Consider the following 11851-nt stretch of genomic DNA (forward strand, 5'->3'; position numbering starts at 1 on the left):
GCCCGGTTGAAGATCGCCGTCATCGGGGCGGGCAGCGGCTACATGCCCGGCGTCGTCCGGGGCCTGCTGTACCGCGCCGCCGACCTGTCCGGCACCGAGATCGCCTGCCACGACATCGACGCCGCCCACCTGGACGTCATGACGCGGCTCGCCGCCCGCATGTTCGCCGCGCGCGGCGCCGACCTGACCGTCACCGCGCACACCGACCTCAAGCCCGCGCTGGACGGCGCGTCCTACGTGTTCACCACGTTCCGCCCCGGCGGGCTGGCGGCGCGGCACCTGGACGAGTCGATCCCGCTGCGGCACGGCGTCGTCGGGCAGGAGACGGCCGGTCCCGGCGGGCTGCTGATGGCGCTGCGGTCCGTCCCGGTGCTGCTGGAGGTCGCCGCGCTCGCCCCGCCGGACGCGTGGATCGTCAACTACACCAACCCGACGAACATCGTCGCCGACGCGGTCGCCCGGCACACCGGCGCGCGGATCATCGGCCTGTGCGACCAGAGCGTCGGCGACACCGAGATGTGGGCGGACCTGCTCGGCCTGCCCGCCGCCCGGCTGGAGGCCGACTGGACGGGTCTGAACCACGCCACCTGGGCGACGCGCGTCCGCCTCGACGGGACGCCGCTGGACCTGCCCGCCCTGCTGGACGACCTGGCCGTCCCCGGCGGCGGCGCGACGCCGTGGCGCGACCCGTCCCGGATGGCCGAGCTGGCGAAGGCGCTCGGCTTCCTGCCGAACTCCTACGCCAAGTACTACTTCTTCCACGACGAGGTGGTCGCCGAGCTGCGGGAGAAGGGCACGACGCGGGCGCAGGACGTCCGCGCGATGCTGCCCGCCTACTACGCGGGCGTCGCCGCCGAGGCCGAGCGCGCCGACCCCGACCCGAGCCGCGAGCGCGGCGGCGGCGAGCACGGGGAGTTCGCGGTGGACGTGATCTGCGCGCTGCACCGCGACGAGGGCCGCCGCGTGATCGTCAACACCCGCAACGGCGGGGCGGTGGCGTCACTGCCCGGCGACGCGGTCGTGGAGGTCCCCGCGATCGTCGGCCGCGCCGGGCCGGTGCCGCTGACGATGGGCGAGCTTCCGGCGCCCGTCCGGGGCCTGACCCAGGCGATCCACGCCTACGAGCGGCTGGCCGCCGACGCCGCCGTCACCGGCTCCCGGCGGCTGGCCCTGCAAGCGCTGCTCGCGCACCCGTTCGTCCGCAGCAAGCACACGGCCGAGAGCATCCTGGACGAGGGCCTGGCCGCCCACCGCCGCCACCTGCCGCAGTTCTTCTCCGGCGAATGAGAAAGCCCCCGGCCGCGGCCGGGGGCTTTCACGACGGAATTCAGCGGCGCGAACGCCGCCACGCGATGAGGACGGTGACCGTCACCGCGAACCCGACCGCGCCGGCGAGCACGCGCCGGTCGACGGCGGGGACGCCGCCCTCACCCGGGGCGACCAGGGTCTTCACGGTGCGCGCGACGAGCCCGGCCTCTTCCTTCAGGCGCTCGGCGCCGCGCTGCGCGACGTTGCGCGGGTTGACCCGGTCCGCCAGGACGTCGATCGTCCGCGCCAGTTCCGCGCGGGCGCGTTCGATCTCCTTTTCCAGCGCCTCCGGGTCGCGGGACCTGTCAGCCATTCGGTGTTCCTCACTCGTTCCAGCCTGCGCGACGCATGATCGGTCCAGTGTTGCAGGTCCACGGCGGCGGCGCCCGCTCCGCCCCAGCCGGTACGGTGGACTCCCGAAGCAGGACGTGAAAGGCGGACCAGGTGACCGACCGACTTCAGGCGGGCGATCCCGCCCCCGAATTCGAGCTGCCGGACGCGGACGGCGTCCCGGTCTCCCTCGCCTCGCTGCGCGGGAAGCGGGTCGTCCTCTACTTCTACCCGGCGGCGATGACGCCGGGCTGCACCAAGGAGTCGGTCGACTTCCAGAGCAGCCTCGCCGAACTGGAGGCGGCCGGCGTGACGGTCGTCGGCGTCTCCCCCGACGCTCCCGCCAAGCTGGCGAAGTTCCGCGCCAAGGAGGGCCTGACGTTCCCGCTGCTGTCCGACCCGGACACCAAGGTGCTCCAGGCCTACGCCGCGTACGGCGAGAAGAAGCTGTACGGCCGGGCGGTCGTCGGCGTGATCCGCTCGACGTTCCTCATCGACGCCGACGGACGGATCGAGAAGCCGTACTACAACGTGAAGGCGACGGGTCACGTGGAGCGTCTGCGCCGCGACCTGGAGATCTGAGGCGGGCGACCGCGCGGGCGTGGCGAAATGGCATACGCGGCAGGTTTAGGTCCTGTTGATGGAGACATCGTGGGGGTTCGAGTCCCCCCGCCCGCACTTTCCGGCGGCGGCGCGCCGCCGTTCACGAGACTTGCCGGTATCTGAAAAACCGGGGGTCGCGGCGCGACGCGGACGCGCCTAGGGTGAGCGGATCCGAGCCGCCGACCGACGCATGGCAGGCCATTGGTGACCGATGCCCCGAGACCCTTCGCCCACCGGCTGTTGCCCTACGAGGGCGCGGACGGCCTGCTCGCCGGCGCCGTCCCGTTCCTGCGCGCGGGCCTGGCCGACGGTGACCGCGTCCTCGCCGTGACCTCGCTCGCGACGCGCGTGCTGCTGGGCGACGAACTGGACACCGGCGCCGTCGAGTTCCTGGACCCGGCCGAGTGGTACGCCCATCCCGCGCGGACCCTCGCCGCCACGCTCGCCGACGCCGACGTCGCGGCCCAGCGCGGCGGACGGCTCCGGCTGCTCGCCGAGCCCGCGTGGACGCGGCGCGGCGCCGCCGAGGTCCGCGAATGGCAGCGCACCGAGGCGATCGTCAACGCGGCGTTCGACCGGACGGGCGCGGCGATCATGTGCCCGTACCCGGTGCGCAGCACGCCCGCCGGGGTCATCGCCGACGCGCGCCGGACGCATCCCGAGACCGTCCGGGGCGACCGGGCCGTCGCCAATCCGGGCTATGTCGAGCCGCGCGTCTACAACGCGGCGTGCGACCGCGACCCGCTCCCCCCGCCGCCCGCGTCCGCGGAGACCCTGCAGATCGCGCGGCCCGACCTGTACTGGATCCGCGCGTACATCGCCGACTGGGCGCGGCAGACCGCGCGGCTCCCCGAGGAGCCGTTGCAGCGGCTCCTCGTCGCGATCACCGAGATCATGACCAACGCGCAGGCGCACGGCGCCCCGCCGATCACCCTCCGCATGTGGACGGCGCGGGACGCGTTCGTCTGCGAGGTCGCCGACCGGGGCCGGTGGCCCGAGCGGTCCTGGTACGGGTTCGTCCCGCCGCCCCCGGGCGTGCCAGGACAGCTCGGCCTGTGGGCCGTCCGGCTGCTGTGCTCGCGGGTGGACATCCGCACCGGCGACGGCGGGACGACGGTGCGGCTCGCGGTCGACACTCCCGGCGTCCGTGCGGACGCTCTGTGAGGGGTTCCATGCATTGGGCTTCCGGAAGCGGCTCGGCGGCGTACGCTGAACCCACCCGCACTCACCTCGATGGGCAGGGCATGGGGACCTGGTACGACACCAGATACGTGGACGACGTCCGTCCGGGCGACCACGCCTGGCTGCCCTACTCCGGCGCCGAGGAGCGCGACCATGTGGTCGCGCCGTTCGTCGCGGGCGCCCTCGCCACCAACGAGAAGATCGTGTACGTCACGGACGCGCCGCCCGCGCGGCTGCCCGGGATGACCGGGCTCGACCCGGCGGCGTTCACCGCGACGGGCCAGCTCCGCGTCCTGACCCGCGCCGAGTCCTGCCTGGACGCGGCGGGCGGCTTCGACCCCGACCGGCTCGCCCGGACGATCGACCGCGAGGTGGAGCGCGGCTACGACGCGGGGTACCGGGCCGTCAGGTTCACCACCGACTTCACCTGGGCGCTCACCTCCGGCACGGGGCTGACCGGCCTGCTCGGCTGCGAGGACCGGCTGGCGCACGCGGTGTCGCCGAGCACGGTCGCGATGGCGGTGTGCCAGATCGACCGGCGCCGCTGCCCGCCCGACCGGCTCGCCGAACTGGGCGCGACGCACGAGGTGCGGGTCGAGGGCAATCCGCTGTTCGACGACGGCACGCTCCGCCTGGCGCGCAGTTTCGCGCCGCGCGGCCTGCGGATCGAAGGTGAGCTGGACGGCGCCCGGCACGCGGTGTTCGCCGAGCACCTCGGCCGGCTGCTGGCCGGACGGCGCGGCGTCCATCTGGACTGCGCCGGCCTCGGCTTCCTCGACCTCGGCGGCCTGAACCTCCTCGTGCGGCACGCGCTGGCGCTGCCGCGCGGCGAGGCACTGATCCTGGACGACCTCCCGGCGAACGTGGAGAACGTGATCGACATGGTGGGCTGGAACCGGTTGCCCGGCCTCGTCCCCGGACGAGCGCGCGGCGCACGGGACGGGGGCGCGACCGCATGGGCCTGACGCACCGGGCGCTGCTGTACGACGAGCGGAGCGACTTCCTCGCCGCGACGGGGGCGTTCCTGCGCCAGGCGGTCGAGGTGGGCGGCGCGGCGGTCGCCGTCGTCCGGCCCGACAACCTCGGCCCGCTCCGCGAGGAGATGGCGGGCTACCGGGACGCGATCGAGTTCTACGACTCGGCCGAGTTCTACCGCCACCCGGTGCGGACGCTGAAGGCGTACCTGGAGCTGGTCGACCGGGTGTCGCCGCTGCGCGTCCACGCGGTGGCCGAGCCGGTGTGGGACGGTCACGACGCGCGGCAGCGGCTGGAGTGGCAGCGCTACGAGTCGCTGATCAACGTGGTGTTCGCGGGGTCGGACGCGTCGTCGCTGTGCCCCTACGACCGGTCGACGCTGCCCGGCGACGTCCTGGACCAGGTGCGGCTGACGCATCCGGTCGTCGTGGACGGCGCGGACGAGAGCACGAGCGACGCCTATCTGGACCCGGCGTGCTACAGCGCCGCGCGGGACCGCAACCGTCGCCACGACCGTCCGGCTGACGCGGAGTACCTGCCGATCGAGTCCGCCGACCTCCAGCCGCTGCGGTTGTTCGTCGCGACGCGCGCGAACGCGCACGAGCTGACGCCCGCGGCGGCGCAGAACCTCGTCACGGCCGCCAACGAGGTCGCGGCCAACGCCCTCGCGCACGGGGCGCCGCCGATGGGAGCGTGGGTGTGGACGAGCGGCGACGAGATCGTCTGCGAGATCGGCGACCACGGGCACTGGCGGCCCCATCCGCTGACCGGGTTCGTCCCGCCGAAGTCGGCGCTGGACACCGGGTTCGGGTTGTGGTCGGTGCGGCTGCTGGTCGATCTGGTCGAGCTGCGCGGCGGCTGGGACGGGACGTTCGTCCGGCTCCGGGTCCGCCGCTGAGCATGGCGCGAGGCGGCGGGCCGGTGCGGCGGTGGTGACGATGGAAGCCTTCTGGTCGGTGCGGCGTCCGGTCGGCGCGCTGCACGCGGGCGACCACGCGTGGCTGGCGTGCTCGGGCGCCGAGGAGCACGAGCACGTGGTCGGCGCGTTCGTCCGGGACGGGCTGCTGGCGCGCGAGAAGGTCGTCTATGTGGCGGCCGAGCCGGATCCGCAGATCCCGGGCGTGGTGGGGACGCCGTCGCCGGAGCTGCTGACCGTCGTGCACGCGGGGCACACCGGGGCGCGGCCGGTGCTGGACGCGGTGACCGCCGAGGTGGAGGCGGCCGAGCGCGCCGGGTTCGCCGGGGTGCGGGTCACGCTGGACCTGACGTGCGCCGCCCGCGATCCGGAGGCGACGCGGGAGCTGATGGAGTGCGACGCCGCGCTGGACCGGCTGGTGCGGCCGAGCACGGCGCTCAGCGTGATCTGCCGGGTGGACCGGCGGCGCGTCCCGCCCGACGCGGTGGACCTGCTGCGCGCGGCGCACACGGTGCACGCCGCGCCCGACCCGGACTTCGAGGACGCGGTGCTGCGGATCGTCCGGACGTTCGATCCGCGCGGGCTGGAGCTGAGCGGCGAGCTGGACGCGTCGCGGCACACGGTGCTGGACCAGGCGCTCGCGACGGTGCTGGCGCACGGCGACGACGGGCCGGTCCACCTGGATCTGGCGGAGCTGCGGTTCATCGACCTCGGCGCGCTGAACATGCTGGCCGAGGTGGCGTCGCGCCGCGTCGGCCGGGCGCCGCTCGTGCTGGACCGGATGCCGTCGCAGCTCCACGAGGTGATCGCGACGGTCGGCTGGAACATGCTGCCGGGCCTGAAGGTCGGCTGCGCCGCCGTCCTGGCGCCGGTCCCGCGGCCCTAGGTCAGGGCCGGTCGGTCGGGGCCAGCAGGGCGGGGATGATCTCGGCGAGGGCGCGGAAGGCGACGCCGCGGTGGCTGATCGCGTCCTTCTCGTCCGGGCTCAGCTCGGACGTGGTGCGGTCGTCGCCGTCCGGAACGAACACCGGGTCGTAGCCGAATCCACCCGTGCCGCGCGGCGCGTCGATGATCCGGCCGTACATGCGGCCCTCGACCACGTGCTCGGCGCCGCCCGGGACGACGAGCGCCGCCGCGCAGATGAAGTAGGCGCCCCGGCGCGGCTCCGCGACGTCGGCGAGCTGGTCGAGCAGCAGGTCGAGGTTGGCGCGGTCTTTGTTCGGCGTCGCGTCGCCGAACCGTCCCGACCAGCGCGCCGACAGGATGCCGGGCATGCCGTTGAGGGCGTCCACGCACAGGCCGGAGTCGTCGGCGACGGCGGGCAGCCCGGTGTGCGCGGCGATCGCGCGGGCCTTGAGCAGCGCGTTGCCCTCGAACGTCGGCTCGGTCTCGGGGACCTCGGGCGCGTCCGGGCCGAGCCCGGTGACTTCGACGCCGGACAGGAGCCGCTGCATTTCGACGATCTTGCCCTGGTTGCGGGTGGCGAGGACGAGCGCGGTCACCGGCCCAGCGCCTCCTTCTGGAGCTGGGTCAGCTCGGCGCAGCCGCCGGCGGCGAGGTCGAGCAGCGCGTCCAGCTCGGCGCGGTCGAAGGGGGCGCCCTCGGCCGTCCCCTGGACCTCCACGAAGCGGCCGTCGCCGGTACAGACGACGTTCATGTCCGTCTCGGCGTGCGAGTCCTCCAGGTAGCAGAGGTCCAGGCGCGGCTCGCCGTCCACGATGCCGACGCTGACCGCCGACACCGACGACCGGAACGGGTCGCGGCGGACGACGCCGCGCTCGCGCAGCCACGTCACCGCATCCGCCAGCGCGATGTACGCGCCGGTGATCGCGGCGGTGCGGGTGCCGCCGTCGGCCTGGAGCACGTCGCAGTCGATCTGGACGGTGTTCTCGCCGAGCTTCTTCGGGTCGATGCACGCCCGCAGGGAGCGTCCGATGAGCCGGGAGATCTCGTGCGTCCGTCCGCCGATCTTCCCGCGCACCGACTCGCGGTCGTTGCGGGTGTTGGTGGCGCGCGGCAGCATCGCGTACTCGGCGGTGACCCAGCCGAGCCCGCTGTCGCGCCGCCAGCGCGGCACCGACTCCTGCACGGACGCGGCGCACAGCACCCGGGTGCCGCCGAACTCGATGAGCACCGATCCCTCGGCGTGGTCGAGCCAGCCGCGCTGGATCGTGACGGGCCGGAGCTGGTCGGACGCGCGGTCGTCAGGACGTGGCATGGCGACCACCCTAACGGCCCGCGCGCCCCGCGCCGTCACCCGGCTACAGCTCGTAGACGGCCCCGACCGACGCCAGTTCGATCTCCCCGGCGTAGTCGCTCTCCTTGGCCTCGGCGAGCGTGCAGTTGTCGTCGTTCCACGGGACGAGATGCGTCAGGACGAGCTTGCCCACCCCTGCGCGGGCGGCGTAGTCGCCGGCCTCGCGCGCGGTGAGGTGCAGGTCCTCGGGGAGGTTCTCCTGTTCGAGGAACGACGCCTCGCACAGGAACAGGTCGGCGTCGCGGGCGTGCTCCACGAGCATTTCCGTCCGGCCGGTGTCGCCGGAGTAGGCGAGCACCTTTCCGGCGTGCTCGATGCGGAACGCGTACGCCTCGACGGGATGCGGCGTGAGCCGTGTCGTGATGGCGAACGGCCCGACCTCGAAACGGCGTTCCAGGGTGTGGAAATCAAAGGTCTCCGTCATTCCCGGATCGGGGTCCAGGTCGTAGGCCTTCGCCATCCGCACGGCCGTGCCCGCCGGTCCCCAGACCGGGATCTTCGGCACCGGGCCGTCCGGACAGTAGGTCCGCGCCACCCAGTAGCCGCACAAATCCAGACAATGGTCGGCGTGCAGATGAGAAATGCACACCGCGTCCACGTCGTACAGCGGATGGAACCGCTGGAGCGTCCCGAGCGCGCCGTTGCCCATGTCCAGGACGAGGTTGAAACCCTCGGCCTGGACGAGATAACTCGACGCGGGGCTCTCCGGCCCCGGAAAGCTGCCCGAGCAGCCGATCACAGTGACCCGCACGCTCACGTCCTCCTGTCGCTGTCCCCGTGGAATCAGGTCGTCAGAGCCTTGCTCACGGCGGACTCCACCGCGCCGATCTCCGGGCCGAGGAACCGGCGGCCGAGCGCGGCGAAAATGGCGGGATCACCGGTGGTCCGGAACCGGTGGACAGGCGGAACCGGCGCCTCGCGGCGGTCCAGTCCCCTGTCGTGCAGCACCCGGTACACGTCCTTTGCGGTCTCATCGGCACTTGAGACCAGTGTGACCCCGTCCCCGACCACATACGAGATGACGCCGGTGAGCAAGGGGTAATGCGTGCAGCCGAGAATGAGGGTGTCGCATTCGGCGTCCAGAATCGGACGCAGATACGCGCGGGCCGCGTCGAGCAGTTCGTCGCCCGCCGCGATCCCCCTCTCCACGAACTCCACGAAGCGCGGGCAGGCCGCACTGGTCAGCGTGATCTGGGGTGCGGCGGCGAACGCGTCCTCGTAGGCGCGGCTGTTCACGGTCGCCCGGGTGGCGATCAGCCCGACCCGGCCGTTGGCGGTGGCGCGGGCCGCGCGCCGGGCCGCCGGATGGATCACTTCGACGACCGGGACGGAGTAACGTTCCCGGGCGTCGCGCAGCATCGCCGCGCTCGCGCTGTTGCAGGCGATCACCAGCATTTTGACGCCCTCGGCGACGAGCCGGTCGAGCATCTCCAGAGCGAACGCGCGGACCTCCGCGATCGGGCGGGGTCCGTACGGCTGACGCGCCGTGTCACCGAGATAGTGGATCGGCTCGTTCGGAAGCTGATCCAATATCGTGCGGGCGACGGTGAGCCCGCCGAATCCGCTGTCGAAGATCCCGATCGGCGCGTCTGACATGGTGCCCAAGGCTAGGCGACGGGACGGCCGGGGGGTGCGTCATGCGTCCGACATCACACGGTCACATGGGAGAAACCGTTCTGACGGGTGACCTGTCCGCGACACTGCGTCCGTATCGCGTGCGTGGACCGGTTCAACGGCCCAGGCGGGCGATCTGCCTGCTCTGCGCGACGAGCCGTCCGGCGGAGTCCCAGATCTCGGTCTCCTCGTCGAACCAGCCGTCGGCGACGAGCCGTCCGCCGCTGTGGACCTGGAGCGTTCCGGGCGCGGGCAGTGCGCGCAGGTACCAGGTCAGCTCGACGGTCGGGCACCAGCCGTCGGCGCCCGCGTTGAACGCGACGGGCGGCAGCGCGTCCACGGCGAACGCGAGGACGAACGGGTCGGGCTCGTGCGGGTCGCGCAGCCGGAACCAGGCGCGCATCTCGGGCCGTCCGCTCGGGGCGCCGCTGAGCCAGCCCATCGCGGCGGGGTCGAACCGCAGGTCGACGCAGGACGCGAAGCCCTTCAGCTCGTCGCCGGGGCCGTCGGCGAAGTCCAGGCAGTCGCCGGGCGGCGGCAGGTCCGGGACGGGCCGCGCGCCGCTGAACGTCGGTTCGGCGGCGGCGTCGAGCGTCGCGGTGGTGATCAGCGCCTCGGTGACGGGCCGGTCGTCCTGGACGAGCGTGACCCGCGCGCTCGTCGTGGTCGCGCCGGTCTTGCGGACGTCCACGATCACCTCGGCGGGACCGGCCTGCACGGTCCGCAGGAACGTGGCGGCGGTCGAGACGGGGTGCGCGTGCTCGGACGCGTCCACGGCCGCCCGCCCCAGCACCGCCATGACGTATCCGCCGTTGAGCGCCTTGGCGAACCCGAAGTCCCCGTCGAGGTCGACCGTGTAGCGCCCGTCGCCGAGCCGCCGCAGCTCCGTCGCGTCCCCGAACCTGCTCATGCCCGATCCACCCCGTACCGCTTCTAGAACGACGTTCTGGTCGAACTCTACCGGTCCGCCCCCGCCCACACCCCCCATGTGACACAACCCACCGGCCCGAAAGCGACGGCCGGCCCACCGGCAACGCGCGCACGCGCGCCGCGTGAAAACGGGCGGGAGCGCGAAAGCGACGGCCGGCCCACCGGCAACGCGCGCCACGCGAAACGGGCGGGAGCGCGAAAGCGACGGCCGCGCCGGTCGCCCGCGCCAGCGGGCGACCGGCGCGGCCGTCGCGTCAGATCAGGCCCAGAGCTGGCCTTCCAGATGTGCTTCCGCCTCTTCCAGCGTTCCGCCGTAGGCGCCCGTGGACAGGTACTTCCAGCCCCCGTCCGCCACGACGAACACGATGTCGGCGCGCTCCCCGGCGTCCACGGCCTTGCGCGCCATCCCGAGCGCGGCGTGCAGCGCCCCGCCGGTCGAGATGCCCGCGAAGATCCCCTCCTGTTCGAGGAGGTCGCGGGTGCGGCGCAGCGCGTCCTTGGACCCGACGGAGAAGCGGGTCGTCAGCACCGAGTCGTCGTACAGCTCGGGGATGAAGCCCTCGTCGATGTTGCGCAGCCCGTAGACGAGTTCGCCGTACCGGGGCTCCGCCGCGACGATCTTCACGCCGGGCACCTGCTCGCGCAGGTAGCGCCCGACGCCCATGAGCGTCCCGGTGGTGCCGAGCCCGGCGACGAAGTGCGTCACCGTCGGGAGGTCGGCGAGGATCTCCGGCCCGGTCGTCTCGTAGTGGGCGAGCGCGTTGGCGTCGTTGCCGTACTGGTACAGCATCACCCACGACGGGTTCTCGGCGGCGAGGCGCTTCGCCACCCGGACGGCCTCATTGGAGCCGCCCGCCGCGGGCGAGGAGACGATCTCCGCCCCCCACATCTCCAGGAGCTGGCGGCGTTCGGCCGAGGTGTTCTCCGGCATGACGCACACCATCCGGTAGCCGCGCAGCTTCGCGACCATCGCCAGCGAGATGCCGGTGTTGCCGGACGTGGGTTCGAGGATGGTGCATCCGGGGGTCAGCAGCCCGTCCTTCTCCGCCTTCTCGATCATGTAGAAGGCGGGACGGTCCTTCACCGACCCGGTGGGGTTGCGGTCTTCCAGCTTGGCCCAGAGCCGGACGTCGCCGCCCGGGGAGAGGCGGGGCAGCCCGACGAGCGGGGTGCGGCCGAGGGAGTCGAGCAGTGAGTCGAAGCGCATGGCACGGAATCGCTTGGCTCAGCCGCCGGCGACGGCCGGCAGGATGGTGACGCTGTCGCCGTCGGAGATCTCGGCGGTCAGCCCGCCGAGGAACCGCACGTCCTCGTCGTTCAGGTAGACGTTGACGAACTTGCGGAGCCCCTTGTCGTCCACCAGCCGGTCGCGGAGGCCGGGGTGCCGGGCGTCCAGGTCGCCGAACAGCTCGTCCAGGGTGTCGCCCTTGCCTTCGACGGCCTTCTCGCCGCCGGTGAGGTTGCGCAGGATCGTCGGGATCCGGACCTCGATCGCCATCGCGAAGCTCTCCTTCAAGTCGCAGGTGTACCCCGCCCAGTGGACAACGGGACGGGGCGCACGGGAAATTCCGGGGTCGAAAGCTCAGCCGAGACGGCGCGGGACGGCCGCTCGGCACGACCGGCGACAGTCGTAGACGAGCTGGCCGCGCGAGTGCGCGAACAGGAAGCTCTGCACGGGCGCGGCCATGCCCGCCGCGTGCCCGCTCATCACCATGTAGGCCATTTTACCGATTCGC

At 72.9% G+C, this 11851-nt stretch carries 15 protein-coding genes and 1 tRNA gene; 7 read left to right on the plus strand and 9 right to left on the minus strand.

From position 1 onward, the window contains the following. The first annotated feature begins 6 nt into the window (after positions 1-6). Positions 7-1287, plus strand: coding sequence for a family 4 glycosyl hydrolase (locus tag BTM25_RS18925; RefSeq protein ID WP_103564178.1), 1281 nt, complete (start codon positions 7-9; stop codon positions 1285-1287). 40 nt (positions 1288-1327) lie between these two features. Here the strand turns inward: BTM25_RS18925 and BTM25_RS18930 are convergent, their stop codons facing one another. Continuing rightward, entirely contained in the window at positions 1328-1621 is a 294-nt protein-coding gene (locus tag BTM25_RS18930) for a DUF3618 domain-containing protein (RefSeq protein ID WP_103564179.1), read from the minus strand. Positions 1622-1752: 131 nt separating this feature from the next. Between BTM25_RS18930 and bcp the strand changes: the two genes are divergently transcribed. The 6 genes from bcp (at position 1753) to BTM25_RS18960 (ending at position 6200) form a co-directional block, all read left to right on the plus strand. Continuing rightward, positions 1753-2220 (plus strand): thioredoxin-dependent thiol peroxidase, encoded by a 468-nt coding sequence (bcp, locus tag BTM25_RS18935; RefSeq protein WP_103564180.1) that lies wholly within the window; start codon positions 1753-1755, stop codon positions 2218-2220. A 13-nt stretch (positions 2221-2233) separates the two neighbouring features. Next, positions 2234-2316, plus strand: a tRNA-Leu gene (locus BTM25_RS18940). 129 nt (positions 2317-2445) lie between these two features. Next, complete coding sequence (locus BTM25_RS18945; RefSeq protein WP_103564181.1) at positions 2446-3405, plus strand: sensor histidine kinase; 960 nt, start codon at positions 2446-2448, stop codon at positions 3403-3405. A gap of 80 nt (positions 3406-3485) precedes the next feature. Then, positions 3486-4388, plus strand: a complete 903-nt coding sequence (locus BTM25_RS18950) for an MEDS domain-containing protein (RefSeq protein ID WP_103564182.1) — start codon at positions 3486-3488, stop codon at positions 4386-4388. Continuing rightward, positions 4379-5296 (plus strand): sensor histidine kinase, encoded by a 918-nt coding sequence (locus BTM25_RS18955; RefSeq protein WP_103564183.1) that lies wholly within the window; start codon positions 4379-4381, stop codon positions 5294-5296. The genes BTM25_RS18950 and BTM25_RS18955 overlap by 10 nt, the downstream gene beginning before the upstream one ends. A gap of 40 nt (positions 5297-5336) precedes the next feature. After that, complete coding sequence (locus BTM25_RS18960; RefSeq protein ID WP_235828481.1) at positions 5337-6200, plus strand: MEDS domain-containing protein; 864 nt, start codon at positions 5337-5339, stop codon at positions 6198-6200. Position 6201: 1 nt separating this feature from the next. On the opposite strand, the gene rdgB is transcribed toward BTM25_RS18960, so the two are convergent. The 8 genes from rdgB to BTM25_RS30730 all read right to left on the minus strand — a co-directional run bounded on the left by rdgB (position 6202) and on the right by BTM25_RS30730 (position 11829). Further along, positions 6202-6816 (minus strand): RdgB/HAM1 family non-canonical purine NTP pyrophosphatase, encoded by a 615-nt coding sequence (gene rdgB, locus BTM25_RS18965; protein ID WP_103564185.1) that lies wholly within the window; start codon positions 6814-6816, stop codon positions 6202-6204. Beyond that, positions 6813-7532, minus strand: coding sequence for a ribonuclease PH (rph, locus tag BTM25_RS18970; protein WP_103564731.1), 720 nt, complete (start codon positions 7530-7532; stop codon positions 6813-6815). The genes rdgB and rph overlap by 4 nt, the downstream gene beginning before the upstream one ends. 43 nt (positions 7533-7575) lie before the next feature. Continuing rightward, the gene (locus BTM25_RS18975) at positions 7576-8322 is read right to left on the minus strand and encodes an MBL fold metallo-hydrolase (RefSeq protein WP_103564186.1); all 747 of its coding nucleotides are present in this window, start codon (positions 8320-8322) and stop codon (positions 7576-7578) included. A gap of 32 nt (positions 8323-8354) precedes the next feature. Then, positions 8355-9167, minus strand: a complete 813-nt coding sequence (gene murI, locus BTM25_RS18980) for a glutamate racemase (RefSeq protein ID WP_103564732.1) — start codon at positions 9165-9167, stop codon at positions 8355-8357. A gap of 133 nt (positions 9168-9300) precedes the next feature. Next, entirely contained in the window at positions 9301-10095 is a 795-nt protein-coding gene (locus BTM25_RS18985; protein ID WP_103564187.1) for a thioesterase family protein, read from the minus strand. Between the two features lie 279 nt (positions 10096-10374). Continuing rightward, positions 10375-11322 carry a PLP-dependent cysteine synthase family protein gene (locus BTM25_RS18990; RefSeq protein WP_103564188.1) on the minus strand — a complete coding sequence of 316 codons (948 nt, stop codon included), beginning with the start codon at positions 11320-11322 and terminating at the stop codon, positions 10375-10377. Between the two features lie 18 nt (positions 11323-11340). Then, entirely contained in the window at positions 11341-11613 is a 273-nt protein-coding gene (locus tag BTM25_RS18995) for a MoaD family protein (RefSeq protein WP_103564189.1), read from the minus strand. Positions 11614-11697: 84 nt separating this feature from the next. Beyond that, positions 11698-11829 (minus strand): hypothetical protein, encoded by a 132-nt coding sequence (locus tag BTM25_RS30730; protein ID WP_268877670.1) that lies wholly within the window; start codon positions 11827-11829, stop codon positions 11698-11700. Between the last annotated feature and the right edge of the window lie 22 nt (positions 11830-11851).

Source organism: Actinomadura rubteroloni (genome assembly GCF_002911665.1).
Classification (GTDB): Bacteria; Actinomycetota; Actinomycetes; order Streptosporangiales; family Streptosporangiaceae; genus Spirillospora; species Spirillospora rubteroloni.

Excerpts from the sequence above, each read along its gene's own strand:
- BTM25_RS18995 (WP_103564189.1), bottom strand. The coding sequence starts at position 11,613 with ATGGCGATCGAGGTCCGGATCCCGACGATCCTGCGCAACCTCACCGGC.
- rph (WP_103564731.1), bottom strand. The coding sequence starts at position 7,532 with ATGCCACGTCCTGACGACCGCGCGTCCGACCAGCTCCGGCCCGTCACG.
- BTM25_RS30730 (WP_268877670.1), bottom strand. The coding sequence starts at position 11,829 with ATGGTGATGAGCGGGCACGCGGCGGGCATGGCCGCGCCCGTGCAGAGC.
- murI (WP_103564732.1), bottom strand. The coding sequence starts at position 9,167 with ATGTCAGACGCGCCGATCGGGATCTTCGACAGCGGATTCGGCGGGCTC.
- BTM25_RS18990 (WP_103564188.1), bottom strand. The coding sequence starts at position 11,322 with ATGCGCTTCGACTCACTGCTCGACTCCCTCGGCCGCACCCCGCTCGTC.
- BTM25_RS18930 (WP_103564179.1), bottom strand. The coding sequence starts at position 1,621 with ATGGCTGACAGGTCCCGCGACCCGGAGGCGCTGGAAAAGGAGATCGAA.
- BTM25_RS18955 (WP_103564183.1), top strand. The coding sequence starts at position 4,379 with ATGGGCCTGACGCACCGGGCGCTGCTGTACGACGAGCGGAGCGACTTC.
- BTM25_RS18950 (WP_103564182.1), top strand. The coding sequence starts at position 3,486 with ATGGGGACCTGGTACGACACCAGATACGTGGACGACGTCCGTCCGGGC.
- BTM25_RS18960 (WP_235828481.1), top strand. The coding sequence starts at position 5,337 with ATGGAAGCCTTCTGGTCGGTGCGGCGTCCGGTCGGCGCGCTGCACGCG.
- BTM25_RS18985 (WP_103564187.1), bottom strand. The coding sequence starts at position 10,095 with ATGAGCAGGTTCGGGGACGCGACGGAGCTGCGGCGGCTCGGCGACGGG.